The 25160-nt window shown below is 57.7% G+C and carries 19 protein-coding genes; 12 read left to right on the forward strand and 7 right to left on the reverse strand.

Annotated features, from left to right (window positions below):
- Nucleotides 1–44: 44 nt before the first annotated feature.
- Both LAC81_RS37150 and LAC81_RS37155 read right to left on the reverse strand, forming a co-directional pair.
- Nucleotides 45–1946: a potassium transporter Kup gene (locus LAC81_RS37150; RefSeq protein WP_223730571.1), complete on the reverse strand. Its 1902-nt coding sequence runs from the start codon at nt 1944–1946 to the stop codon at nt 45–47.
- 189 nt (nt 1947–2135) lie between these two features.
- Nucleotides 2136–2582, reverse strand: coding sequence for a hypothetical protein (locus LAC81_RS37155; RefSeq protein WP_223730572.1), 447 nt, complete (start codon nt 2580–2582; stop codon nt 2136–2138).
- Between the two features lie 348 nt (nt 2583–2930).
- Here LAC81_RS37155 and LAC81_RS37160 point away from each other — a divergent pair, with 348 nt between their 5' ends.
- The 4 genes from LAC81_RS37160 to LAC81_RS37175 all read left to right on the forward strand — a co-directional run bounded on the left by LAC81_RS37160 (nt 2931) and on the right by LAC81_RS37175 (nt 6966).
- Nucleotides 2931–3239, forward strand: a complete 309-nt coding sequence (locus LAC81_RS37160; protein ID WP_223730573.1) for a DUF1236 domain-containing protein — start codon at nt 2931–2933, stop codon at nt 3237–3239.
- A gap of 269 nt (nt 3240–3508) precedes the next feature.
- A complete protein-coding gene (locus tag LAC81_RS37165; protein ID WP_223730574.1) occupies nt 3509–4702 on the forward strand; it encodes a low temperature requirement protein A in 1194 nt (397 codons plus the stop codon).
- Between the two features lie 946 nt (nt 4703–5648).
- Nucleotides 5649–6233: a hypothetical protein gene (locus LAC81_RS37170; protein WP_223730575.1), complete on the forward strand. Its 585-nt coding sequence runs from the start codon at nt 5649–5651 to the stop codon at nt 6231–6233.
- Nucleotides 6234–6396: 163 nt separating this feature from the next.
- The gene (locus LAC81_RS37175; protein WP_223730576.1) at nt 6397–6966 is read left to right on the forward strand and encodes a DNA-3-methyladenine glycosylase; all 570 of its coding nucleotides are present in this window, start codon (nt 6397–6399) and stop codon (nt 6964–6966) included.
- A 101-nt stretch (nt 6967–7067) separates the two neighbouring features.
- Here LAC81_RS37175 and LAC81_RS37180 read toward each other — a convergent pair whose 3' ends face one another.
- Nucleotides 7068–7382 carry a plasmid stabilization protein gene (locus LAC81_RS37180; RefSeq protein ID WP_223730577.1) on the reverse strand — a complete coding sequence of 105 codons (315 nt, stop codon included), beginning with the start codon at nt 7380–7382 and terminating at the stop codon, nt 7068–7070.
- A gap of 204 nt (nt 7383–7586) precedes the next feature.
- Between LAC81_RS37180 and LAC81_RS37185 the strand changes: the two genes are divergently transcribed.
- The 4 genes from LAC81_RS37185 to LAC81_RS37200 all read left to right on the forward strand — a co-directional run bounded on the left by LAC81_RS37185 (nt 7587) and on the right by LAC81_RS37200 (nt 16987).
- A complete protein-coding gene (locus LAC81_RS37185; RefSeq protein ID WP_223730578.1) occupies nt 7587–13532 on the forward strand; it encodes a HAMP domain-containing protein in 5946 nt (1981 codons plus the stop codon).
- A gap of 10 nt (nt 13533–13542) precedes the next feature.
- Nucleotides 13543–15216, forward strand: a complete 1674-nt coding sequence (locus LAC81_RS37190; RefSeq protein WP_223730579.1) for a response regulator — start codon at nt 13543–13545, stop codon at nt 15214–15216.
- A 220-nt stretch (nt 15217–15436) separates the two neighbouring features.
- A complete protein-coding gene (locus tag LAC81_RS37195) occupies nt 15437–15874 on the forward strand; it encodes a hypothetical protein (protein ID WP_223730580.1) in 438 nt (145 codons plus the stop codon).
- 159 nt (nt 15875–16033) lie between these two features.
- Entirely contained in the window at nt 16034–16987 is a 954-nt protein-coding gene (locus LAC81_RS37200; protein ID WP_223731061.1) for an SDR family oxidoreductase, read from the forward strand.
- Nucleotides 16988–17106: 119 nt separating this feature from the next.
- Here the strand turns inward: LAC81_RS37200 and LAC81_RS37205 are convergent, their stop codons facing one another.
- Both LAC81_RS37205 and LAC81_RS37210 read right to left on the reverse strand, forming a co-directional pair.
- Nucleotides 17107–17580, reverse strand: coding sequence for a ProQ/FINO family protein (locus LAC81_RS37205; RefSeq protein WP_223730581.1), 474 nt, complete (start codon nt 17578–17580; stop codon nt 17107–17109).
- 72 nt (nt 17581–17652) lie between these two features.
- On the reverse strand, nt 17653–17907 hold the full coding sequence (locus LAC81_RS37210; RefSeq protein WP_223730582.1) for a hypothetical protein: 255 nt from the start codon (nt 17905–17907) through the stop codon (nt 17653–17655).
- A gap of 368 nt (nt 17908–18275) precedes the next feature.
- Between LAC81_RS37210 and LAC81_RS37215 the strand changes: the two genes are divergently transcribed.
- The 4 genes from LAC81_RS37215 (at nt 18276) to LAC81_RS37230 (ending at nt 22023) form a co-directional block, all read left to right on the forward strand.
- Nucleotides 18276–18482, forward strand: a complete 207-nt coding sequence (locus LAC81_RS37215; RefSeq protein ID WP_223730583.1) for a CsbD family protein — start codon at nt 18276–18278, stop codon at nt 18480–18482.
- An 89-nt stretch (nt 18483–18571) separates the two neighbouring features.
- Entirely contained in the window at nt 18572–18799 is a 228-nt protein-coding gene (locus LAC81_RS37220; RefSeq protein WP_223730584.1) for a ribbon-helix-helix domain-containing protein, read from the forward strand.
- Nucleotides 18800–19110: 311 nt separating this feature from the next.
- Nucleotides 19111–21099: an AI-2E family transporter gene (locus tag LAC81_RS37225; protein WP_223730585.1), complete on the forward strand. Its 1989-nt coding sequence runs from the start codon at nt 19111–19113 to the stop codon at nt 21097–21099.
- Between the two features lie 135 nt (nt 21100–21234).
- A complete protein-coding gene (locus LAC81_RS37230; protein WP_419195919.1) occupies nt 21235–22023 on the forward strand; it encodes an ABC transporter permease in 789 nt (262 codons plus the stop codon).
- A 32-nt stretch (nt 22024–22055) separates the two neighbouring features.
- Here the strand turns inward: LAC81_RS37230 and LAC81_RS37235 are convergent, their stop codons facing one another.
- The gene (locus tag LAC81_RS37235) at nt 22056–23081 is read right to left on the reverse strand and encodes an ABC transporter substrate-binding protein (protein WP_223730586.1); all 1026 of its coding nucleotides are present in this window, start codon (nt 23079–23081) and stop codon (nt 22056–22058) included.
- 94 nt (nt 23082–23175) lie between these two features.
- Entirely contained in the window at nt 23176–25068 is a 1893-nt protein-coding gene (locus LAC81_RS38695; RefSeq protein ID WP_419195920.1) for a flagellin, read from the reverse strand.
- Nucleotides 25069–25160 lie beyond the last annotated feature (92 nt).

Consider the following 25160-nt stretch of genomic DNA (forward strand, 5'->3'; position numbering starts at 1 on the left):
CCAAAGAGCGTCAGTACGGTTCGCGTCGGCATTCAGAGCCAATATCAGATCACAACCTGTTCCCCAAGCTCAACGACCCGGTTCGGTGGGAGGCTGAAGTAGTCCGCCGGATCAATCGCCGCCGATGCCATGGCGATGTAGAGCTTGTCTTGCCACCCCGGCAGGCCGGAGTTCGGGTCCGCAATTAACTTACGACGACCCAGAAAGAAGGAAGTCGACATGATCTCGAACTTGAAACCGGCCTTCTTACAGAGCGCTAGCGCCTTCGAGACGTTTTGAGTGTCCATGAAACCGAAGGTAAGTTCGATGCGGGTAAATCGCTCCGAAAGCCTGTTGATCACGAAGCGGTCCCTCTCGCGTACAAACGGAACTGAAGCAGTCTTGATGGTCAAAATCACATTGTGAGCATGCAGGACGCGGTTATGCTTGATATTGTGAAGAAGCACGCCCGGCGCCTTGTCGGGAACACTCGTGAGAAAGACGGCAGTGCCGGGCACTTGTGCTGGGGCGTGCTCGGAGTTTCGTTCGATCGCGGCAATGAAGCCTTCTAGCGGGATTTCGTTGCGCGTCGCTTTCTCCCTGAGGATCAACGTTCCTTTTCGCCAGGTCCACATCAGGATCATGATGGTCGTGGCGATCAGAATCGGCACGTACCCGCCGTCATGGATTTTCAGGAGGTTCGCGCACAGGAAAATGCTCTCAAGGACGAGAAGCGGCATAAGGAATGCCGCCGCCGAAAGTGTCGACCATCTCCACGCGTCCCGAACGAACTGGAACGATAAAAGCGTGGTCACCACCATCGCGCCGGTGACCGAAATCCCATAGGCGGTTGCCAGCGATTGTGAATCCCCGAAGGCGAAGATGAGTATCAATATGCCGACGAGCAGTACTGTGTTTACGTCGGGAACGTAGATCTGCCCGGTGCTGGTTTCCGACGTGAAACAGATCTCAAGCCGCGGCAGGAAGCCGAGGTGGATCGCCTGGCGGGCAAGTGAAAACGCACCAGTGATGACCGCTTGGCTCGCAATGATGGTGGCCGCGGTCGCCAAAATGACGACTGGCAGCAATGCCCATTCGGGAAACATGAGATAAAAGGGATCAGATGCCGCTGCCGGATGAGACAGGACCAAAGCGCCCTGGCCGAGGTAGTTCAACGCCAGCGAGGGAAACACGAGCGCAAACCAGGCAAACTGGATCGGCTGCCTGCCAAAATGGCCGAGATCGGCATAAAGAGCCTCAGCCCCCGTCACGGTCAAGAACACGGCACCCAGCACGATAAGCCCGACGAACCCTGCGTGGGTAATGAAGTAGACCGCATGGAGCGGATTGATGGCATTAAGGATGGTTGCGTCATCAGCGATATGAGCGAGACCGCCGGCACCCATGACGAGGAACCAGAGGACTGTGATCGGCCCGAAGAGGCTTGAGACCGCGGCGGTACCTCTTGACTGCACCAGAAACAGTGCCAGCAAAATCGTCGTCGATATTGCCAGGACGTAATCGCCGAGCGCTGGTGTTACCAGCTTCAGGCCCTCAACGGCGGAAAGCACCGAAAGCGCCGGGGTGATCATCGCGTCGCCGATGAAAAGGGCCGCTCCGATCAGTCCGGCAAAAAACAGCAACGACTTATGGCTCGTCGATTTTTTCATCAGTAAAGCAAGGAGGGATAACGTCCCTCCTTCGCCGTCATTGTCGGCTCGAAGCAGGAAAAGTACGTACTTGGCAGTGACGATCAGGGTCAGCGTCCAGATCATCAACGAAATCAGTCCGACGACTTCGTCATGACTGACACCATCATGGGCGAATGGTCGCAATGCTTCGCGGAAGGCGTAAAGCGGGCTGGTGCCGATGTCGCCGTATACAACGCCAATCGCTCCTAGAACGAGCGTGGCAAACCGCCTTCTGTCCACTGCCCCTGAGGTGGTCTCACTCAACGACGTGGTCATGTTTCCTCCAGTCCCAGCCGCCGCCAGTCCGACCGAGCAGGCGAGGAACAAATACTTTGAAGATGATTATTGTTCCAGAACACGAGGATCCTTCGCGCCGCTACCAACGGCCTCCGATTGGTGTGATGGCAACCATGTTCGGCTCGATGGCGCGAGCATCCTTGGCTGGCCTGCGACTTTCATAACGATTTAGGGCAGACGTACGCCACGACCACGGCCGAGGCGCAATTCGACCATCAACGGTACCAACCATTCTCTGACATCTTTTGCCGCGAGGAACTCGTCCATATGGGCGATTGCATACTCCAAGGTCTGCTCGGCGAGCGCTGTTGCGGCCTCCTGCGAGGCTGTGAGGCTCCGGGACCAGGCTGTCAGTTCGGGCAAGAAATCCACGACCTCGGTGTTGCCATTTGCTCTTGGACAATGATCGACAGGGCAAGTCGTGCTCAGTCTAAGTTCGAGTTCCCAAGTCTCCCGCGTCCCACCCATGTAAAGGTGGAGCGCGTGTCGGGCCAAACGCTGGCCCTCGTCACTTTGCCGAGCGATCTGCCGAGCATCTGCAACCCGGTTAAAAGCCGCGGAAACGACAGCGAAGCCATCAGGAAGTATGTATCCAGATCCGCGTCGATCAAACATGCGGGAGGCTCCGCGATTCTTGGGCAACCACGCCATCATATTTCCAACCGTGGGTGCCCGATCCCCGGCGACGGTTCAAGTATGCGCCGATTATGTCCTCGAGAATACCCCTTTTGGCATCATCCTTTCGGTTGAAGTTTCAATTGCGTCGGGGCCTTGCGGCGGGCGCCTCACGGTGCCCTGCGCGACCTCGTGTTCGCATCGGACGATAGTCCGATAGCCCCTGCAGACCATCGTCCGGGCTCTTCGGACTGAAGTCCGGCATCGGGAACGCCTATTCAGCGCCTGCGTTGGTTAGTCGTTCCCGCATAGAGAGTGGGGGCTGCAACATCGAGACTGGAGAAGAACATGAAGACGCTTTTCAGTTCCGCCTTCGCAGGTCTGTTTCTACTCGGCGCCTCGGGCATCGCCTTGGCGCAACAAACAGTTATTATCACCCCGGCCCAGGAAACGGTCGTGCGCGAGTACGTAAAGAAAAAGCCGATTGCTTCCATCTCTCTTCCCGGCGTGGAGCTCAATGTTGGCTCCGTCGTTCCGGAAAAGGTCGAACTCCATACTATTGATGCGCCGGACGTCAGCTATCGATATGTCGTCGTCGACAACCGCACCGTGCTGGTAGACCCCGGCACGCGCAAGATTATCCGGGTCATCGACTAACTTTTCAGAGGCTGTTTCTTTCCTTGGGAGGGAACAGCTTCGACCCTCAACGTGCGGCCACCTTGTCACTGACCAATTTTCCTTCTCCGTTTGAAAGAACGCGCTTATTGGCCGAATTACGAAACCCACCCTCCGACCCCTCAGTGAGAGCTTACGGTGCACCTTGAACGTGGCAAAGGCTGTTGCGCCTTGAGAGCGCGGTTCATGCCTCTATTTGCCCGCTATGAGGCGGTTCGCGGCAATTCGCGAATCCTTAAGGACTGGCGAAGATGAGTGCCGAGGAACGACGCCCGAGCTGGATTCGCGGCCGGGATGCTCAAGAGACGAAGGCGAGCTTCCCTGAGCTTTTTTTTGATCTGGTCTTCGTTTTTGGCCTTATTCAGCTTTCCCACACATTGGCTGCCGATTTTACGTCGGCAACGGCCGGCGAGGCACTCCTGCTCGTCCTTGCGATCTGGTGGCTTTGGATCAACACCACATGGGTGACCAATTTGTTAAACCCGGACAGCGATCCGGTCCGCTACATGCTCTTTGCTTCGATGTTCGCTGGCATCCTCATGGCGATTGCCCTTCCCAATGCGTTCGGCAACCACGCGTTTGCCTTTGCAGCCGCCTATTCGGCAATACAAATCGGGCGTTCGATTTTTACAGTTGCGGCATTCAGACGTGAGAGTGACGAGACTGCCGGCACCTTTGTCCGCATCACTCTTTGGGCAATGATTTCCGGGGCGCTGTGGATCGCCGGAGCATTCCTGCCCTTCGAGGCGAGAGTAATCGCCTGGATGACAGCCATCGCCACTGAATACGCGGCGCCTCTTCTTCACTATTGGGTTCCGGTCCTTGGAAGAGCGCCCCGACAAATGTTGATACTGTCCGGCGAGCACCTGGCGGAGCGGTGTGCGCTCTTTGTGATTATCTGTCTCGGCGAGACCATCTTGACGACCGGCCGAAACGCTGCGGACTACATGGGAGGGGATTTGACCTTCGTGGTTTTCTGCAGCGCCTTTGTCAGCACAGTTGCCATGTGGTGGGTTTACTTCAACGAAGGACAGGAGGCTGCGGCCGAAAAAGCCGACAATGCGGCCGAGCTGGAACCTGTCGCCCACAACCTCTTCACTTACGGGCACCTCCCGATCGTGGCGGGCATCATCTTGACGGCCGTGGGCCAAGATTATTCCCTCTCACACGCCCAGGAGGATGCCGATCTGAAGACGGCCTTTGTTGTGTTGGGCGGCCCGGCTCTCTTTCTGTGTGGGAGTATATGGGTGAAGGTCTCTGCGATCCGTCGCTTGCCGGTTTCTCACGCAGGAGCGCTTGTCACGATAGGGCTGCTCTTGGCAACGTTTCAATACTTCCCCACTTATCTGTTGAACCTTGGCGCTACAACCAGTCTCGTAACAGCAGCCACATGGGATTATGCCGCACTTCGATGGCCGTTCAAAGGAACGGGCAAGGCGCGCTGAATTGTTCGACCTTTAGCTTTCGAACTTCAAAATGCGGTCCGGGTCGGAACGATTGGCGGGGGAAGAAGGGCCGATTGTTGCTGAAGGGGGACACGTCTCCTGGAGCCGCTTTCCCGAAAAAAAAACGGCCCCGCCAGTGCGCGAGGCCGGTGAGGTAATCGTTCCTTGCCTTGGGCAACGATTGAGAATTTGCGTTCCTGTGACAATTCTAGGAGCCCATTTTGGGGCGCTGAGAAACGGGCCCGCAGCCCTTCGATGGGGGCAGGATTAGAAGGGTTATCCGAACCTAGGGTGCACGAAAAGGTTCCGCCATGGGACTTCAGTCCGATGACGCCTGCGCAAAGGTCTGAACTGCGTTGTCGGGAGGTCGCGTCGCGTTAATTTCTTACGACGCCAGGCGGTTGTCAAAGACCGGATTGAGGATCTGCGAATGTTCGAACGAAAATGCCATAATTCGTCAGCGGCAAAGTCCCCCACGTGCCTTCCAACGATTGTCATGCTGATCTCGATCTCGGTTGCGACCGCCTACCTCATGGCTGGAGACGCTCTGTCGAATGAAAGCGACCAGATGGTCGCCATCATCGGTGGAGACTTCGCAATAGCGTGTGCCGTGCAGCGAGGTGGTTGTACGACGTCGCTTCTTCATTCACCCGCGCTGGACTTGTGGACTGCGCTCCGTCAGCGGGCCGGTGTGCCGCGCATGGCTATGGGAGGGCGTTGAGAGTGCAGACAAGGGTTGGATCGATGCTGCTGGTTTAAGTCGCCTTCTTAAGGCTCGATCCCCTCCTGGCAGTTAAAAAAGTCGGGAACTTTTAGGCGAGACCTTCATCCAAGGGGATGCGGCATACGTGCCGATTTTGCGGTCCGTCGGCCGGCTACGAGGGGCGACCATGCCCGAGCGGACGATTTCGTTGGCGACTGCCCAGCCTGCTATGAAAGGCTAGACATGAGGCGTTTCACGATCGATACGAAATGCTTGGCTGGCTACAATGAAAACGGGCATGTCGACCGGGATGTGGAGGCGCTCGTCGAAGCGGCAAGAAAGGGGGAGGCCGATATTGCAATGCTTGCGTCAAGTTCCTCCGAGGTACACCCCTGCGGTCAACATCTTGCCCGGTTCGCCGATTTTCGCAAACGGATGATCGATGTCGGCCTGGGGACGATCTTTCTTCTGCCGCCGCTGGCAAAACACGGTTTTACGTTTCCGGGCTTTGGTGTGTTGGGCGATGAGGTCACCGTTCATCGGGAGCGACTTGTCTTCAAGGTCCTTTTTCCGGGAATGCACTCAAGGTGGTCTGACTATGCAGCGGCAAAGGGGTTGGACCGGAAGGACATAGCCAGTCCGGACGCTTGGAAATGGCGTGGCCGCCTTGGCGACGTCCAGGCGTTCTGGGCACATGAGTACAATCGACGGGATGTGTTTGTCACTTGCGACGAATGTTTCGGAAGACTGCCGGACCATCCCGAGTTTTCCAGGGCAATGGTAGTGACGCCATCACAGGCTATGCATATGTTGACGGTGAGCGGATAGGCCCCCAACTGCCGAAGTCAATAGACCGCTTCACCAAATGATGTCTTTTTGGGTATGCTGGTCAAGCAAACGCAATTTGCATTTGCTCCTTATCCGGGACGATGATCCTTGGTTGAGCACGAGGCGCTCCATGTGTTGCGTCTCTACGGGATTTAAAAGCGAAATGAGTTCATTGATCACGCCCGCTTTTTTCGAACGTGATGCCGCTACCGTTGCGGAAGCCTTGATCGGCAGTTTCCTTAAAATCGATGGAGTGGGTGGCAAAATCGTTGAAACCGAGGCTTATGGACGCGACGATCCTGCCTCGCACAGCTTCGGCGGCAAAACCATACGCAATAGCTCTATGTTTGGCCCAGCGGGCACGATCTATGTCTATAAATCCTATGGCTTGCATTGGTGTCTTAACTTCGTGTGCGAGGAAGCAAGTGCCGTGCTCATCCGGGCGCTCGAGCCATCTTCAGGCCTCGAAACGATGCGGCTGCGGCGCGGGACGCTCAACGACAGGATACTTTGCGCGGGGCCGGGGCGACTTTGCCAGGCGCTGGCAGTCACGCAGCACCTTAATGGTCGCTCTGTCTTTTCCCGTCCACTATGCCTTTCTCCTCGACAGGGTGTAATGGAGGTTTCCAAAGGGCCGCGCATCGGCATCAGCAAGGCGACCGATTTGCCGTGGCGCTTTGGAGCCCTGGGATCGATCTATTTGAGCCGTGGGTTTCCCTCGCCGACTTGTTGAGCGCGCGCCAGCTACTTGCGGGCGCGACTTCGGGGTTTTCGGTGGGCGCCGCTCTTGTTTTAGGCGGATTCGCCTTGGATGTGTCACGGCTTTTAGAGCGATCAGTGGTGAGCGTGCTGGTCGTTACGCTTGCGGGTGGCTGCCACCTTTTTGGCCGAAGCCGAGCGCTCGTCCTTGGAGCGATGAGCCGACGCCGCTCCGCCCTTGTGCCCGCCCTTTTTAGATGAGGCGTGGTGTTCGGCGTGACCCCGACCGGAACCCGATTTCTTACCGCCACCACTTTCCTTGTTTACCGTCGCCCAAGCGCGCCGCTCGGCCTCGCCTTTCGACACGCCGCGATCTTCGTATCCTTCCTCTATATGTTCAGCTTTACGTTTCTGTTTGTCCGTATAGGACGACTTGTCGCCGCGGGGCATTGTGCATCTCCTTGTTGCGGTTTGTTCAATCGATGCAAACCGATTCAAGCCAGCGATGTTCCAACCATTGATGCAAGGGCTTTCCGCTTCCGGTTGGAGCACTAGATCTCATCTTGCTCAACGGAGATCATTGAGGTGGGTAGACAAAGCGAGGACGTTCGGCGTGCTCAAGTCGGGTCGGTAGACCGTCTTGAGCCGGCTCCGATGGCAGGTGAAGCAGCCCGGGCGCTGGTGGAAGCGCTGATTGCCATGAAGCAGGGCGACTTCTCGGTAAGGATGAGGTCAGACCTGGACGGAGTTGCCGGAAAAATAGCCGATACGTTCAACGATATCATCGCCGCCAACCAGAAAATGGCGCAACAGCTCGAGCATGTCGGCCAGGTCGTTGGTCGGGACGGGCGCACGAGCACACGCGTCAGGTTCGGCCTTACCGATGGTTCGTGGTCGGCCATGGAAGGCTCGATCAATACCCTGATTGACGATCTTGTCTGGCCGACGGCGGCGGTCACTCGAACGATTGCCGCGGTCGCAAAAGGCGATCTCCTGCAAACCGTTCCGCTCGACGTCGATGGCCGGCCCTTGAAAGGTGAATTCCTGCGGTCGGCTGGCATCGTCAACACGATGATCAAACAGCTGAGTGTCTTCACGTCGGAAGTCACCCGGGTTGCTCGCGAGGTGGGTACGGACGGCAAGCTCGGCGGCCAGGCTCAGGTCCCCGAAGTGACCGGCGTCTGGAAAGACCTCACTGAAAGCGTCAACTCGATGGCGTCAAATCTTACGGCGCAAGTGCGCAACATCGCGGATGTTACGATCGCAGTTGCCAATGGAGACCTTTCCAAAAAGATCACCGTCGATGTCCGCGGTGAAATCCTGCAGCTGAAAGAGGCCATTAACACGATGGTCGACCAGTTGCGTTCCTTTGCATCGGAGGTGACCCGCGTTGCGCGCGAGGTTGGGACGGAAGGAAAGCTCGGGGGGCAGGCGCTTGTTCCCGGAGTCGCTGGCACGTGGAAGGACCTGACGGACTCTGTCAACGCTATGTGTGGCAACCTGACAGCACAGGTTCGAAACATTGCACAAGTGACGACTGCCGTTGCCAGAGGCGACCTTTCTCGCAAGATCACCGTCGACGTGTCGGGAGAAATTCTGGAGCTCAAGGAGACCATCAACACGATGGTCGATCAGCTAAACGGATTTGCCGGCGAAGTGACCCGCGTTGCCCGCGAAGTGGGCACCGAAGGACGCCTCGGTGGGCAGGCCCAGGTGCCAGGCGTGGCGGGGACCTGGAAGGATCTTACCGATAACGTCAACTCGATGGCTTCCAACCTGACAGCTCAGGTGCGCAACATCGCCGAGGTGTCCACAGCCATTGCCAACGGGGACCTGTCCAAGAAGATCACGGTTACCGTTTCGGGCGAAATCCTGGAACTCAAGGAAACCATCAACACGATGGTCGACCAGCTCAATGCGTTTGCATCCGAAGTAACGCGCGTGGCGCGTGAAGTTGGAACTGAGGGACGGCTCGGCGGCCAGGCGAATGTGCGCGGCGTTGCCGGCACGTGGAAGGACCTGACCGAAAACGTCAACTCGATGGCAGGAAATCTGACGGCACAAGTGCGCAACATCGCCGAAGTATCGACGGCAATCGCCAATGGCGATCTGTCCAAGAAGATCACCGTAGATGTCAAGGGCGAGATCCTCGAACTCAAGGAAACCATCAATACGATGGTGGACCGCCTGAACGCTTTTGCTTCCGAAGTCACGCGGGTGGCAAGAGAAGTCGGCACGGAAGGTCGCCTTGGCGGTCAGGCCAACGTGCGGGGTGTCGCCGGGACGTGGAAAGATCTGACGGATTCAGTCAATTCCATGGCATCGAACCTGACTGCTCAGGTCCGAAACATTGCCGAGGTCGCAACCGCCGTCGCACAAGGGGACCTGTCGAAGAAGATCACCGTTACGGTATCGGGCGAAATCCTGGAGCTCAAGGAAACCGTCAATACGATGGTCGACCAGTTGAACGGGTTTGCCGGGGAGGTGACGCGCGTTGCACGGGAGGTCGGCACGGAAGGGCGGCTCGGCGGCCAGGCAAACGTGCTCGGCGTTGCCGGCACGTGGAAGGACCTGACGGACTCCGTCAACTCGATGGCCGGAAACCTGACTGCGCAGGTTCGCAACATCGCCGAGGTGTCGACCGCCATCGCCAACGGCGACCTTTCGCGCAAGATCACCGTCGATGTGAGAGGGGAGATCCTGCAGCTGAAGGAAACGCTCAACACGATGGTGGACCAGTTGAACAGGTTCGCATCCGAAGTCACCCGTGTTGCCCGAGAAGTCGGAACCGAAGGCAAGCTCGGCGGACAAGCGCAGGTTCCAGGGGTCGCCGGAACCTGGAAGGATCTCACCGAGAACGTCAATTTCATGGCGTCCAACTTGACAGGCCAGGTCAGGAACATTGCCGAAGTCACCACTGCCGTCGCGCGAGGCGATCTTTCGCGCAAGATCACCGTCGATGTTCGCGGCGAGATCCTTCTCCTAAAGGACACCCTCAACACAATGGTCGATCAGCTGCGCTCCTTTGCGGGCGAGGTAACCCGCGTGGCGCGGGAGGTCGGAACCGACGGTCGCCTGGGCGGCCAGGCAGTCGTCCCCGGTGTAGCCGGCACATGGAAGGACCTAACCGACAACGTTAATCTGCTTGCCGCCAACCTCACGACCCAGGTCCGCAACATCGCGGAAGTCACGACGGCGGTCGCGCGTGGCGACCTGTCCCGGAAAATAACGGTGGACGTGAAGGGCGAAATTCTCGAACTCAAGAACACCATCAACACAATGGTGGATCAACTCAACGCCTTCGCCGGCGAAGTGACGCGCGTAGCGCGTGAAGTGGGAACGGAAGGCAAGCTTGGCGGTCAGGCGCAGGTGCCAGGTGTTGCCGGAACCTGGAAGGATCTGACCGACACGGTGAATGTCATGGCGGCCAATCTTACCGAGCAGGTCCGCGGCATCGTTAAGGTAGTAACGGCGGTCGCGAACGGCGATCTGAAGCAAAACCTGACGGTCGCGTCTAAGGGCGAAGTCGCGGCCCTTGCCGAAACTATAAACAATATGACCAACACCCTAGCGACCTTCGCCGATCAGGTCACCAGCGTTGCGCGCGAAGTAGGTGTCGAAGGCCGCCTCGGCGGGCAGGCGCATGTTCCCGGCACCGCGGGTACCTGGAAGGACCTGACAGGCAACGTCAACCTCTTGGCTGCCAATCTGACGACGCAGGTACGCGCGATCGCCGAAGTGGCAACTGCTGTGACGAAGGGTGATCTTACGCGTTCCATCCAAGTCGAAGCTCGCGGGGAGGTAGCCGAACTCAAGGACAACATCAATACCATGATCGGCAATCTGCGGCTCACGACCGAACGCAATACCGAGCAGGATTGGCTAAAGACCAATCTTGCCCGCTTCACCAATATGCTTCAAGGCCAGCGCGATCTGGCATTGGTCGGGAAGATGCTTTTGTCCGAACTGGCGCCGCTCGTGGGCGCTCACCAGGGCGTTATTTATCAGGTCGACGGTGAAGAGCGCCAGCCGACGCTTTCCCTGCTGTCCGCTTATGCCGACGGTACAGATGCGACACATCCCGCCCGCCTGGCATTCGGGCAGGGGCTGATCGGACAGTGCGCGACCGATACCCGCAGGATACTCATCACCAACTTACCGGAAAACGTGATCCCCATCACCTCAGGCGTATTCTCCGCGCCTCCCAAGAGCGCCATTGTGCTACCCGTTCAATTCGAAGGGCAGGTCAAGGCGGTGATTGAGCTCGCGTCCGCCGGCGACTTTACGGAACTTCAATTATCTTTCCTTGACCAGTTGACGATGTCGATCGGCATTGTACTCAACTCGATCGAAGCGACGATGCAGACCGAAGGGCTGTTGAAGCAGTCGCAGCAGTTGGCGACCGAGCTTCAGACCCAGCAGAAGGAGTTGCAGCAGACGAACGAACAACTGGAGCTAAAGGCGCAGCAGCTGGAGGAACGAAACGTCGAGGTGGAAGGCAAGAACCAGGAAATCGAGCAGGCGCGCCGAGCGCTGGAGGAAAAGGCTACGGAGCTCGCCCTGACATCAAAGTACAAATCAGAATTCCTCGCCAACATGTCGCACGAGCTTCGCACGCCACTGAATTCGATCCTGATCCTCGGCCAGCAACTGGGTGACAATCCCGATGGTAACCTGTCGGCGAGGCAGGTGGAGTTCGCCAAAACGATCCACGGCGCCGGCACGGATCTGCTCAACCTGATCAGCGATATCCTCGACCTCTCCAAAATCGAGTCCGGCACGGTTTCGGTCGATGCCGAGGAGATTTTCATCAACAACCTGCTTGAGGTGATGTCGCGGCCGTTCCGGCACGAAGCCGAAAATCGAAACCTGTCTTATGCCGTGGAAATCACCCAGGACGTCCCAAAGAGTATCATCACGGACTCCAAGCGACTACAGCAGATCCTCAAGAACCTGCTTTCCAACGCCTTCAAGTTTACCGCCGAAGGAGGGGTAACCCTGAAAGTTGCCCTGGCAAAAGGCTGGTCCTGTGACCACGCCTCTTTGCAACATGCTCCCCTGGTGGTCGCTTTCGAAGTCGTGGATACTGGAATTGGAATCCTACCGGAAAAACAGCGCATCATCTTCGAGGCATTCCAGCAGGCGGATGCCTCTACCAGTCGCAAATACGGGGGGACGGGGCTTGGGCTTGCCATTAGCCGGGAACTCGCAAATCTCCTTGGAGGAGAAATCCAGCTGCGAAGCACGCCAGGCATCGGCAGCGCGTTTGTCCTCTACTTGCCACTGAGCTATGTCGGTGCGTCGACCAACGCGAGACACCTTCCAGCCTCCAGCAATGTCGTGCAGCTTGCAGAGGTGGCGGCGGCACGTCGGGCTGATCGGACGCAGGAACCGGTTTTCGACGATCGCGGTGTGATTGGACCGGGCGACGCAATCCTACTGATCGTTGAAGACGACCCCCACTATGCGCGGGTACTTGTCGATTTGGCCCATGACAACGGCTTTAAGGTTCTTGTGACGACGCTTGGCAGCGAAGCCCTTGATCTTGCACAGGAATACAAACCTGCTGCGATTTCGCTCGACATTTTCCTGCCCGACATGTCGGGATGGACTGTCCTTAGCCATCTGAAGCAAAGCCCTGCGACGCGGCATATCCCGGTCCAGATCATCAGTCTCGACGACGACCGGCAGCATGGACTGACGCGCGGTGCTTTCGCTTTTATGACGAAACCCACCACCACCGATAGCGTGGGCAAGGCCTTATCCCGCCTAAAATCCTATGCCGAGCCCCGTCGCAAACAGCTTCTTCTCGTTGAGGACAACGAAGCCGAGCGCTTGAGCGTAACTGCGCTGCTTGGTGACCATGACATCGATATCTTGAGCGTGGGGTCGGGCGGGGAGGCGCTCTCGGCCCTTAAGGAGAGCCCGGCTGATTGCGTGGTTCTGGATCTTACGCTTCCTGACATGAGCGGGTTTGAGGTTCTTGAAAAAATCCGCGACGACCAAGACATTGGTGAGGTGCCGGTGGTCGTGTTCACCGGCCGCGCGCTCACCCCGGCTGAGGACGCACAGTTGCGCACGATGGCGCGGAGCGTCGTCGTGAAGGGCGTAGAATCGCCAGAGCGTCTATTGGACGAGACGGCACTTTTTCTCCACCGGATCGTTGCAGACATGCCCCCCGCAATGCAGGCATTGCTTGAAGATTTGCATAGCTCAGATGAAGACCTGCTGGGTGTCTCCGTGTTGCTCGTCGATGACGATGCGCGTAACATTTTTGCCCTTAGCAGCGTATTGGAACGGCGCGGCATGCGGGTGCTGACGGCAACGACCGGCAGCGAGGCAATTGAGGTTCTTGGTCAAGAGCCGACCGTCGCAATCGTGCTGATGGATATCATGATGCCTGGAATGGACGGTTACGAGACGATGCAGGTCATCCGTTCGGACCTGAAGTTCCGGCGTCTTCCGATCCTGGCGCTGACCGCAAAGGCAATGAAGGGCGATCGAGAAAAGTGCCTCGAGGCGGGTGCGTCGGATTATCTCGCCAAACCCGTCAATACCGAGCAATTGCTGTCGGCACTGCGTATGTGGCTGCACCGCTGAGGATTTGGTCATGAATCCCGTCAACATCCTTTTGGTAGACGACCAGCCGGCAAAGTTGATGAGCTATGAAGTGGTTCTCCAGGACCTGGGGGAAAACCTCATCAAGGCGCAATCGGGTCGCGAAGCCCTGGAGCATCTTCTGCGCAATGAGATCGCAGTTATTCTCGTCGACGTTTGCATGCCGGAACAGGACGGCTTCGAGCTTGTCAGCATGATCCGGGAGCATCCGCGGTATCAAAATACCGCAATCATCTTTGTGTCTGCCATCATGATGGCCGAGCCCGATCGATTGCGGGGCTATGCGGCAGGGGCCGTCGATTACGTCGCGGTGCCCGTCGTTCCCGAAGTCTTGCGCGCAAAGGTCAGGGTGTTTGCAGATCTTTATCGCAAGTCGAGAGAGCTGGAACGTCTCAATGTCGACCTTGAAAACCGGGTGCGCGAGCGAACCGACGAACTGGAGGCCTCCGCAAGCCAGTTGCGACAGCTCAATGAAGAATTGGAAGTGAGAATCAATCAAAGGACCCGAGAGCGCGAAGCGGCGCTTGCGCAGCTATTTGAGGCGCAAAAGCTTGACACTGTTGGCCAATTGACCGGTGGCGTCGCTCATGACTTCAACAACCTTCTCATGGCGATCCTTGGCAGCCTTCAGCTTCTCAAAAAGCGGCTTCCCGAAGATGGCAAAAGCGAGCGGCTTGTTGAAAACGCCATACAGGCGGCCGAACGTGGCGCCGCGCTGACCCAACGCTTGCTCGCGTTTGCCCGCCGCCAGGAGTTGAAGCCGCAGGCGGTGGATTTTCTCGACCTATTTCAAAATGTGGAGGAGTTGCTCAGCAGAGCGCTCGGCCCGGGGATAGATACCAGGAAACGCATCTCGAGCGCGCTGCCCCCGCTGCTGGTCGACCGTAACCAGCTCGAACTTGCTTTGCTCAATCTGTTTGTGAACGCACGCGATGCGATGCCCGGAGGCGGTTCACTCGTCGTTTCGGCAGAAGAGGAACCCGGGACGCCACCTAATAACCTTAAAGCCGGCAGATACGTAAGGCTCTCGGTGTCGGACAGTGGCGAAGGCATGGATGAGGCTACCCTGGCCCGCGCTGCTGAACCGTTTTTCACGACGAAGGGACAAGGAAAAGGGACCGGCCTTGGCCTGTCCATGGTCCATGGTCTTGCAGCCCAGTCTGGTGGGACATTGGGCCTGGAGAGCAAATTGGGGATGGGAACGACCGTGTCACTTTGGCTTCCGGTCGCGGAAGATGGGGCCGCAGCCCCCACGCCGACACCGGACTTGCACCATGAGGCTGCCCCATTGCATCGCGGCCTCACAATACTTGTGGTAGACGACGACCCGCTCGTCAGCATGGGCACATCCGCCATGCTGGAGGACCTTGGGCACGCGACTGTCGAGGCATCGTCGGCAGCCGCCGCACTCGAGATCCTTGATTCGGGGCAGCGATTTGACCTGGTCGTTAGCGATCAAGCCATGCCAGGCATGACGGGCGTGGAACTCGCGCGTCTGATTTTCTCGTCATATCCTGGCCTGCCGGTCATTATCGCCTCTGGCTATTCCGAACTTCCTGACGACGATGGGCTGCCTGAGCTCTTGCGCATGACAAAGCCGTTCACACAAGTGCAACTGCAGACCACCGTTAGACGAGCGCTCGTCGTCCGGCCGCCGGCTTCTTGACGCTGACGGGGGCAGCCCTCGCTCATGAGGCCGCTTTTCGGTGATACTTTCGATCGGAACGGGCGGAGCCAATCTTGCCTGAACGTGTTGGTCCCGAGCGACCAGGCCTGGGCCGTTTGCTAGATTTATCGGGTTGCCCTCCCTGCAAGGGACCCCTAGTCTTTATTGTCGGCGCAGACTGGGCTTCGGCGATCGCTCACCGGCTCAAGGACGCTACGCAATGTTTTCCACCAGCAAACCCACAGCCCTTTTTCCTCATGAAATGGATGAGGTCGAGCGGATGTTTCGTGACATCCTTCAAGAGTGTCGCCTTGCGCCGGATTGTGAGGCAGCCGAAGCAATCGCCAGGCGTATTTTTGGCTATTATCAAGGGGGCGTTCGCGAGTTCAGCGCGTTGAAGGCCATGCTCGGCCTTGAGGCGGATCCGGGTTCCGAAACGAGTGCTGACAGGGCATTTGGCGGTCACGAAGGTGACCGGAATGAGTCCGGGATGAAGGTCCCGCGTTCGCTGGAAATGGCCGACAGCCCTGACGCTCATGGTGTCTGGTTTGGCGCCAAGGTGCTGCAAGCGCTTGAAGACACCCGCCCCGATCTCGAGCATGTTGATGTTGAGCCCGGTTCGGCGAGCGAGGCCTGGCTGCCGACATCTCAAGACTGACCTCCCGCAATAGCGTCGTTTAATCCGTAGCCTTCACTGCGACAGGCGAAGATGAAGCTGTCGCGCGAACTATTCGCGCCTCGCGCGTTCCGAATTGCAGATCGTACCAAACTTTTTCGCACCACCGGCGTTCTTCCTTCTTCAAACAAGGAGGTGGCAATGAAATCCGAAACTGGCAAGACGCAGCGAAAGATTCAAAAGCAGGTCGAGAGGGCCGACGAAAAGAAGCCGCGGAAACCTCCCGGTGCAATGCAGGCAGGTGCCCGCCTATATCCCGAGCCGCCGCTTCCAAAGGTGCATCAGGACAAGCCGGGATCGGAGGCTGATCTGCCGCTTTCGCCCATGTACGACGCGCCTTTTTACAAGGGCTCAGACAAGTTGAAGGACAAGGTTGCGCTCATCACCGGGGGTGACTCTGGCATCGGCCGGTCTGTCGCGGTCCTCTTTGCCCGGGAGGGCGCAGATGTCGCGATCCTTCATCTCGAAGAAGCGCAGGATGCAGAAGACACGAGAGCGGCGGTCGAGAAGGAGGGTCGTAAGTGCCTCGTGATCAGCGGCGACGTCAAGGACGCGACCTTCTGCCGGCACGCGGTTGAAAGGACCATCACGCAGTTTGGCCGGCTGGACATCCTCGTCAACAACGCCGCCTTCCAGGTTCACACATTGAATATCGAAGACCTCACCGACGAGCACTTCGATGAGACGCTGAAAACGAACCTTTATGGCTACTTCTACATGGCAAAGGCCGCAATTCCCCACATGAAGAACGGTTCCGCCATCATCAATACGGGGTCGGTTACTGGTCTTAACGGCTCGAAGGAACTCCTCGACTATTCCATGACCAAGGGCGGCATTCATGCTTTCACCCGGGCTCTGTCGGGACAACTCGTGCCCAAGGGCATCCGCGTGAATGCCGTTGCCCCAGGCCCTGTCTGGACCCCCCTTAATCCGTCGGACAAGCAGGCGAAGGACGTCGAGAAATTCGGCGCCGATACGCCAATGAAACGTGCGGCCCAACCTGAGGAGATTGCGCCTGCCTATGTCTTCCTCGCCTCCTCGCAAATGTCGAGTTACATCACCGGCGAAATCCTCCCGATCGTCGGCGGGTATTGAATTTCCTTGCGGGGCAAGGACGCGGCGCGCCTCGCATCCGTGAGGCGTGAAGGAGGGAGGCCCCGGCCCCGTCAGATTGCTCTGCAAACATGGCGCTGATGATGCGCCTGGGAACGAACTCAGCCGGCATGGCGGACCTTTCGCCGGCCCGAACCATCACGCGTCCTGAAATTTTCGTATTTTTTCCGTGCGTCCAATCGGTCGGCGTCCGATATCGGCTCGACCGGTTTGCCTTTTATGTCGTGACGGATGGAGCCCGGCCGTGCGACCGCCATCTGGTAGGTTCTGCAGTGCACATAAGCCCCGGTCGCCTTGCGAAGGGTCGAAACGCTGATTTCCGGTTTCAAAAGAACACGGGTCTCCGCCCAAAGGCCAAGGGCAAACGGTCGTATCGGATCGCCGGGCTTTGCCGGCAGGATCCCAATCGGCCGGATTAGTAGCGCGTTGATCGCCTTAGCCTTGGCGACCTCGCGTTCGCGTGCTTCAACCGGACCGGAGCTACCGAGGAGCGATTTTATTATCGGGGAATTCTGAGGCAAGGGGCACCCTTGGTCGTCTGGCAGTTCGCGAGGCCAAGATACGCCGTCTAACATGGCGAACCAATGACCCCGCGCCGCTTTCAGTCGATCATTCGTGCAATGGTACGAATAAGGTCCTCCCGCAAATCACATCGCATCCATGCCCTTGATGGCGTTGCTCAGATGTGACTTGCACTTTTCCACGTCGTTGGCCGCCATGGCTTGCTTGGCCATGTCCAGTTCCTTGGCGGACTCGATTTTCTTTGCGCCATCGTTGATCTGGCCGATCTGCTGCTCGGCCTTTAGAAGTGCCGCTTCGTCGCAAACGACATCCGTCTGGGCAAAGGCAGCAGTGGCAAGGGCTGCGACGAAGGTGAGGGTAGCGATTGATTTCAAGATCATGTGGGTTCTCCATTCGCCGGCCCGATGCCGGCACGCTCAGTTGAACCGCGAAGGCGCGTATCTGTTCCTCTAGTTGCATTGCGGGGACAAAGATTTTTGCCGGGACCGTTGCGGCGCGAACCTGAATTCTCCTCTGGCACGGCGCCGAGCGGCCAACAGAGGGCCACTTCACGAGGCATGGTGACGGCGGGCCCGTTTGCCGCGGTACAGTCAAAGGTCGCGCCCCCGTCGGTTAGTTTTGCGCGCGGGACACTTTTCAAAGCGAGCCTTCGGCCATTGAATTTCCAATTTCCGATTAACCCCTGGGGAACAATACGAGGATGGTGTCGTTTTCCAGAAGTAAGAGAAACAACAATGGAGATAACGCCATGGATTGGAACCGTGTCGAAGGTAACTGGAAGCAGGTCAAGGGCAAGGTCAAGGAACAATGGGGTAAGTTGACCGACGACGACCTGGATCAGATCAACGGCAAGCGCGAGCAGCTCGAAGGAAAGATCCAGGAGCGCTACGGATACGCGAAGGATCAGGCCAGGAAGGATGTCGACGCTTGGTACGATAACCAGCGGTTCCATTGAACCCGAAATTTTGGAATGGTCGCCGCAATACGGCGGCCATTCTCCTTATCAGTTGCCTTGGCAAATGCCTTTGAAGCCATGTCATCATCATGAACACGATCAATCTCTATCTCCCGGACGACCTGAAGACCTTCGCGGACGAGCAGGTCGCCGATCGCTATGGCACGATCAGTGCATATATCCGGGATTTGATAAGCAAAGACCAAGACCGGCTCGCCTCCCGCAGCCGCTTGCTCGATGGCGCCGCCTCTGATCATCCGGAAGCGGCCGATGGCGAGTATTTCACCGGCTTGCGCGAGCGGGCTTCTCGGCTATGACCTGCGTGTTACTATTCTCAGGCTCCACTAGGCGCGCGGGCCCTGCCCACAGCTTTCAGTTGGTGTGAAAGGGATCAGCGCTGCCGAAGATCACGGCACCGTCGTATTAGGCGGCCTGCCCGTCGCGGCGACGTTGTTTGGCATATTTGTGCGCCTGTCCTAATATTACCTTCTTGGTTGGAGCGGTTCGGCCCGGCACGCCGGCGAACCGCCATATATCAAGACGGCGGTTGAGACCCCGGAGCCCAAGCGGGCGCTCGGGACAGCGAAAGTCCAAGTTCCGTCACGAGTGAATGGTCACGGGAGTTTCGATGCTGAGATTTTCGCGCAAGATTGGAAAAGAGCCGGCCGATTTGGCCGCCGATTTGCATCCAGTGACGTTGTTAGGGGGCCCGGCCGACACTTCGAAGCTGCCAACGCTTGCAGCGAGTGCCGCAACCGTTGCGGTGCTCTATTTTGCACGCGACGTCTTCCTGCCGTTGGCGATCGCCATCCTTTTGACCTTTGCTCTTGCGCCGGTCGTCTCAAGGCTACGCCGCGCCGGCTGCCCCCGTTCAGTCGCGGTTGTCGGAACCGTAACGCTGGCTTTCCTGTTCCTGACCGCATTCGGCATCATTGTCGCGCTGCAGATCAGCGAGGTCGCTCGGGATGTGCCGAAGTACCAGTCGAACATTGTTGAGAAGGTCCGCTCTCTTAAAGAAGCCGGATCAGAGAACCAGATACTCGATCGGCTGAGCCGGGTCATGGAGCGGATCAGCGTCGAGCTCAGCCAGCCTGAAAAAGATGTGCCTTTGTCGCCGGCTGCGGTGCCTGAACCAAAGCCACTTTTGGTAGAGATATTTTCGCCACAGCGCCCCATTGAGATCCTGATGAGCGTCATCAATCCGCTCCTTGGTCCCTTGGCGACCGCTGGCCTCGTCATCGTCGTTGTCATCTTCATGTTGTTTGAGCGCGAGGATCTGCGCGACCGGTTCATCCGCCTGGTCGGCTACGGCGATCTTCATCGAACGACCGAGGCGCTCCAGGATGCGGCAGCGCGCGTGGGCCAGTATTTGCTTATGCAGCTCGTCGTCAACATAACCTATGGGGTGCCGCTTGCGATTGGCCTCTGGCTTTTAGGGATTCCAAACGCGCTTTTGTGGGGAATGCTGGCGATCGTGCTGCGCTTTGTGCCCTATATCGGACCGGTCATTGCTGCTGCTTTACCTCTGTTCCTGGCATTCGCGGCAGCACCCGGCTGGAGCTTGGTGGTCCTGACGCTCGGGCTGTTCATTGCGCTTGAACTTGTGAGCAACAACATTGTTGAGCCCTGGCTATATGGTTCCCGCACCGGCCTGTCGCCACTTGCGATCATCGTTGCCGCCATCTTCTGGGCCTGGCTCTGGGGCCCGGTCGGACTGGTGTTATCCACCCCACTGACCGTTTGTCTGGTTGTGCTCGGCCGGCATGTCCGCCAGTTCGAGTTTCTCGAAATTCTGTTGGGTAACGAGCCAGTCCTCAATCCAAAGGAGCGCCTTTATCAGCGCTTGCTGGCAGGGGACCCGGACGAGGCAACGGATAACGCTGAGGAGATGCTCGAGGAAATCTACCTCGTCGAGTTCTACGACACGGTCGCCATCCCGGCGCTGCTTCTTGCCGAGAGTGATCGTATCCGTGGTGCCTTGACGGAAGAGCAAAGAGCGCGCGTTGCTGACAGCGCAACCACGCTGGTTGCCAACCTCGAGGAGATCGCGCTCGAAGAGGAAGACGAAGACAAAAGCGCAGATCCCGAGCGCGACGCCGATGAACAAGAAAAGGATTACGAACTTCCCTCGGGCGAAGGGCGATCCGTGCTTTGCCTTGGAGGCCGCAGCGCACTCGATGACGTCACAGCGATGATGCTCCACCAGGTTCTGCGGGTTCAAGGCGCCGACGTTAGCTACTTCAGCCACGACGGTCTGAAGCCACAAAAAATCAGAGAGCTTCCCATCGACGGGCGACACGCGATCGTTCTTGCTGCCCTTGACCGGGAATCCATGCGGCATGCCAAATTCCTTGTCCGTCGGCTCAAGCGGTTGGCTCCAGCTTCGCGGGTCGGCATAGTCCTGTGGCAGGACCTCCATCAAACCGACGCTTCGAAAAACGCGCTCCTCGTTGAGGAAACGCAAGCCGACTTTGTCGTCTCTGCGATCGCTGACGCCATCCGGGAGGCGCTGTCGGCGGAACCACCGCAGCCCGTCAAGTTTCCCCATCCAAGGACTGCCCGTCGTCTGGCGGTGCGTGGATTTCTCGCTGAGGAGAAAAGGACGGCAGCCGACTGACTTTCAAAGCCAACTGGAAATCGCGGACTTTGCTTGCGACTGCCTTATTTGGAATGGAGCCCGATGACATCTCGCAAGCTTCGGGAAACCAGAGCCCGCTAATCCTCGGTTGATCAGGGCCAGGTAAAGCAGATTTTGAAAATATCCCCGGACGCAGTCCCATTTCGCATCTTTGCGCATCTTCTTGCTGCATGCGCGCTGATTGCGTGCTGGACGGCCTATGTCGAGCTGTCGGAAATCCCGGCCTACGTTTTGCCGCGGCCCGATGCCGTCGTTGCGGCACTTGTTGCCGATTGGGGCGTTTTGGGTCCGGCGCTTTGGGTGACGATGCAAACGACTTTTGTGGCGCTGCTCCTGGCCATCTGCGGAGGGGGATGTGCCGCTGTAATGTTGGCACAGTCTCGATGGATTGAGACGGTTCTGTCGCCTATCATGGTAACGTTGCAGGTAACGCCGATCATTGCCATTGCACCGTTGATCCTGGTCTATGCGCCGACACCCTGGAGTGCGCAGTTGATATGTGCGTTTCTCGTCACCTTCTTCCCGATCATGCTCAATACGTTGCAGGGACTGAAAAGCGCTGACCGAAACCATACCGACCTCTTGAAAACCTATGGCGCGTCGCGCTGGCAGGCTCTCTTCTATCTGAAACTGCCGTCAGCCCTTCCTGGCTTCTTCGCAGGCCTCAAGATCGCAAGCGGCCTTGCGCTTGTGGCGGCAATTGTCGCAGAATTTGCGGCTGGGCAGGCCGGTAATAATGCCGGTCTGGCCTTTCGACTGCTGGAAGCGCAATACCGGCTGAACATGCCGCGCCTGTTTGCATGCCTCGTCCTGCTTGCCGGTCTCGGGGCGGCGATGTTCTATCTCTCATCCATTATGTCGTCGCTCGCCCTTCGCCGCTGGCATGAAAGCGAGCAGCCCTGATGGACCCTCGGAAATGATCCGACGCTTCCAACTCAAGATCTCTCTTTCAGCGACATGCCGACGCCCTTGCACGAAAAGCGGGGATCAAAAGCCTTCGTGTAGTCGGTGTCGGGCTGAAGCAGATTGACCTTCACCAACGCGTCGAACAGCTGCTTGTAGCGTTCGGCGGAAAGACAGCCGATGCCCTTGGTGAGCGCCTCGCCGGAATCGACGATCCCATATTGCTTCATCTTGTCGATGGCATACACGATCTGGCCATCGGTCATTTCCGGATTGTCTTTCTTGATCAGCACATTGGCAGCGGCATTGTCCCCGTAGAGATAATTGTACCAGCCCTCGATTGAGGCATCGACGAAGCGTTGCACGAGATCGGGGTCTCGATCGATGAGGTTTTGCTGGACTGTGATCATCGTGGCGTAGGGCGCATACCCGCTGTCAGCAAGGAGGAAGATCTTCGGCTCTTTGCCCGTCTGTCGCTCGATTTCATAGGGTTCGGCGGTGATCAACCCTTGTTGCGCGGAGCGGGTGTCGGCCAGAAACGGAGCGGATGAAAAATTGTAGGGCTTGAATTGCTCGTCGCGGAAACCGGTAAAATTGGCTTTCATCCACTCGAAATAGGCGCCGAACCCGCCGTGTGTCATGTAGATCGTTTCGAGCCTTGCTATGTCCCCGAACGTTTCGATGTCGGCGTCCGGATGGGTCAGGATGACCTGCGCGTTCTTCTGATAGAAGGCGGCAACATCGACAAGGGGAATGCCTTCTTCGACACCGGTCAGTTGTTCCTGCTGCGTGCCGAGATAAAAATCGAGTTTGCCTGCCAGAAGCAAAGCGCGGTTTTGTGCGCCCGGTCCGCCCTGTTTGATCTCAACGTCGAGGCCGTATTTCGCGTAGGTCCCATCGGCAAGCGCTTGATAAAATCCACCATGGTCTGCCTCGGCCAGCCAATCGGTGCCGAAGCTGATCTTGTCGATGGAAAAGGCAGGCGATGCGGTCAAGGCCAAGCAGATGGTCAGCACGCCGGCCGTTGCCGCCGTGCTGGATAAGGTAGACGCGTTCATTGCAATTCCTGATGCGGACGAGGCGGTATGATAAACACCGCGCTCGTATCGCAAATCCGTTGCGCCTACAACTTATAATAGGAGCCTGGGGCGATCATCGGAATAATTGCAAGATGTTGCCGGCATTGGAATTTGCAATCTGGAGTGACTGTATTGCCAGCTGTTCCTGCGCCTGAAGTGCCTTGAGCCTTGTCGAGGCCTCGTTCATGTCTGCGTCGACGAGACGGCCGACACCCTTGTCGATCGTGTCCATCAGTGTTTGCGCGAAGCCTTCCTGCAGGTCGATGCGGGTCTTAAGCGCGCCAAGCGTCGCACCAGCATCGATCACGTCAGCCGAAACGACCTCAAGATAGCCGATGTACATGTCGAGCTTTTGCGGGTTGGCGACAATATCGATGTCGACCAGGTTCTGCTCGGCGAGCGGCTCGATGCTGACCTTGATGCCGGTAAACCCGATCGAGGTTCTGCTACCCGACAGACGGTCCACGGCCTTGTCCGAACGGACTGAAATCGCAGACGGGCTCGTTGCCTCGATGATGACATCCGGCCAGTCTGTGCTGATCAAAGACTGCAGCAAGGTCACCATTTCGTCCGACGTCTCGATTTTTCCGTTGGTCTTCGAAAGGAGCGAATTGACGTAGGTGCGGTCGAATACGTGGTCCGTTGATGGTGCGCCGTTCACGCTGAAGCTGAAACGCATTTCCACGCCGTCAAGGTTGTCGCCATCGGGGTAGACCTCAAAAGGCGTAAACGCGAGTGACATCCCCGAACCGCGGACGCCGTAATGGAGGGAGTCGGACATGCCGCCAGATCCAACAGTGCTGGCAAAGCCGGAAATTTCGACCGACGAGCCATCAAGACCGGAGTTTTCCTGCGTCTGAATGCCAATACGATTGGGGATCGGAACGCCGTTGTTGTCAAAGTAGGTTGTGGCCCGCGCCCCAGAATTTGCCTGGACGAGTGCGTGGTTAAGCAGCGAGGCGTATTGCGTATAGCTGGAAATGACGCCATTTGCTGCCGGAAACAGGGTGTCGACCATCGCTCGGTCGATGATGATGTTCGTGGTCTTGCCAGGATTATGGGGTGGGTCCAGGTCGGCCGGATTATCAGCGTCGACCGTGATGCTAAAGCTGATGGTGTCGCTCGCGCCAAATGTCAGTGGCCCGGTGAAATTGAAATCCTTGACCGCGCGATCCCCGCTTGCGGTGTTTGTCGTGTCCATATGGATGAGCCCTTGGGCATCCATATAGGTGTCGTAGTTCCTGATCCCGCCCAGGGTCAGCATCTTGCGGGTATCGGCCTGTAGGAGACCGCCACCTGTCCTGTTGAAAAGCGCAATCTCTGACAGATGGAAATCGGTCTTGCCAATGCTGACGCCATCCGCCGACCGGATAAATGACGAGGTCAGCGAGACCTTGTTGAGGTCGCTGTCGTTAATATTGGCAATGTCGGTCTCCAGCCAGTTGACGCCGTTGAAACTTGCCGACTTCGAGACACTGACAAGCTGGCCCTTCAGTTGTTCGAGTTCGCCCTGGATCTTGGCGGCATCGACACCCGGCTCCTTGGCAGCAATGAGCTTGGCCTTGAATTCCGAGAGCACCCCGATAACCGTATCAACCGCTGTGTAGGCGACGTCGATCTTGGCTGCTGCAAGGCCGAGTGCGTCGGCTACCGCCGAGATCGCCTTGTTGTCCGAGCGCATTGTCGTCGATATCGACCAATAGGCGGCGTTATCGGATGCGGTCTGCACTCTGAGGCCCGAACTTACCTGCTGCTGGGTATCGGCCATAGCTCCGCCGATCGTGCGCAATGTCTGAAGCGCGGCCATTGCCGCGGTATTTGTTAGAATGCTGCTCAAGTTAAAAGCCCCGAAGAATAGGCTAGCTCCCGGACTTGAACGACCAGTCCGGCACAATAAGGCTAGCAATGGTGGGACACTTTTAACGGTTAACCACGAGGGTGCTCGCCATAATGGCGAGACCGTCACCCCAAGAACCGAGGAGACCCGTTCTCAAGGCTGCCCGCACGACATCTGTTTGAGGTGTCGAGCCGAACACTTTCATTAAAATTTTTGTACCA

It is taken from the genome of Ensifer adhaerens, assembly GCF_020035535.1.
Classification (GTDB): Bacteria; Pseudomonadota; Alphaproteobacteria; order Rhizobiales; family Rhizobiaceae; genus Ensifer.

What these genes read in the sequence shown, in the direction of transcription:
- LAC81_RS37150 (WP_223730571.1), bottom strand. Translation starts at nt 1,946, where the DNA reads ATGACCACGTCGTTGAGTGAGACCACCTCAGGGGCAGTGGACAGAAGG.
- LAC81_RS37155 (WP_223730572.1), bottom strand. Translation starts at nt 2,582, where the DNA reads ATGTTTGATCGACGCGGATCTGGATACATACTTCCTGATGGCTTCGCT.
- LAC81_RS37160 (WP_223730573.1), top strand. Translation starts at nt 2,931, where the DNA reads ATGAAGACGCTTTTCAGTTCCGCCTTCGCAGGTCTGTTTCTACTCGGC.
- LAC81_RS37165 (WP_223730574.1), top strand. Translation starts at nt 3,509, where the DNA reads ATGAGTGCCGAGGAACGACGCCCGAGCTGGATTCGCGGCCGGGATGCT.
- LAC81_RS37170 (WP_223730575.1), top strand. Translation starts at nt 5,649, where the DNA reads ATGAGGCGTTTCACGATCGATACGAAATGCTTGGCTGGCTACAATGAA.
- LAC81_RS37175 (WP_223730576.1), top strand. Translation starts at nt 6,397, where the DNA reads ATGAGTTCATTGATCACGCCCGCTTTTTTCGAACGTGATGCCGCTACC.
- LAC81_RS37180 (WP_223730577.1), bottom strand. Translation starts at nt 7,382, where the DNA reads ATGCCCCGCGGCGACAAGTCGTCCTATACGGACAAACAGAAACGTAAA.
- LAC81_RS37185 (WP_223730578.1), top strand. Translation starts at nt 7,587, where the DNA reads ATGGCAGGTGAAGCAGCCCGGGCGCTGGTGGAAGCGCTGATTGCCATG.
- LAC81_RS37190 (WP_223730579.1), top strand. Translation starts at nt 13,543, where the DNA reads ATGAATCCCGTCAACATCCTTTTGGTAGACGACCAGCCGGCAAAGTTG.
- LAC81_RS37195 (WP_223730580.1), top strand. Translation starts at nt 15,437, where the DNA reads ATGTTTTCCACCAGCAAACCCACAGCCCTTTTTCCTCATGAAATGGAT.
- LAC81_RS37200 (WP_223731061.1), top strand. Translation starts at nt 16,034, where the DNA reads ATGAAATCCGAAACTGGCAAGACGCAGCGAAAGATTCAAAAGCAGGTC.
- LAC81_RS37205 (WP_223730581.1), bottom strand. Translation starts at nt 17,580, where the DNA reads ATGTTAGACGGCGTATCTTGGCCTCGCGAACTGCCAGACGACCAAGGG.
- LAC81_RS37210 (WP_223730582.1), bottom strand. Translation starts at nt 17,907, where the DNA reads ATGATCTTGAAATCAATCGCTACCCTCACCTTCGTCGCAGCCCTTGCC.
- LAC81_RS37215 (WP_223730583.1), top strand. Translation starts at nt 18,276, where the DNA reads ATGGATTGGAACCGTGTCGAAGGTAACTGGAAGCAGGTCAAGGGCAAG.
- LAC81_RS37220 (WP_223730584.1), top strand. Translation starts at nt 18,572, where the DNA reads ATGAACACGATCAATCTCTATCTCCCGGACGACCTGAAGACCTTCGCG.
- LAC81_RS37225 (WP_223730585.1), top strand. Translation starts at nt 19,111, where the DNA reads ATGCTGAGATTTTCGCGCAAGATTGGAAAAGAGCCGGCCGATTTGGCC.
- LAC81_RS37235 (WP_223730586.1), bottom strand. Translation starts at nt 23,081, where the DNA reads ATGAACGCGTCTACCTTATCCAGCACGGCGGCAACGGCCGGCGTGCTG.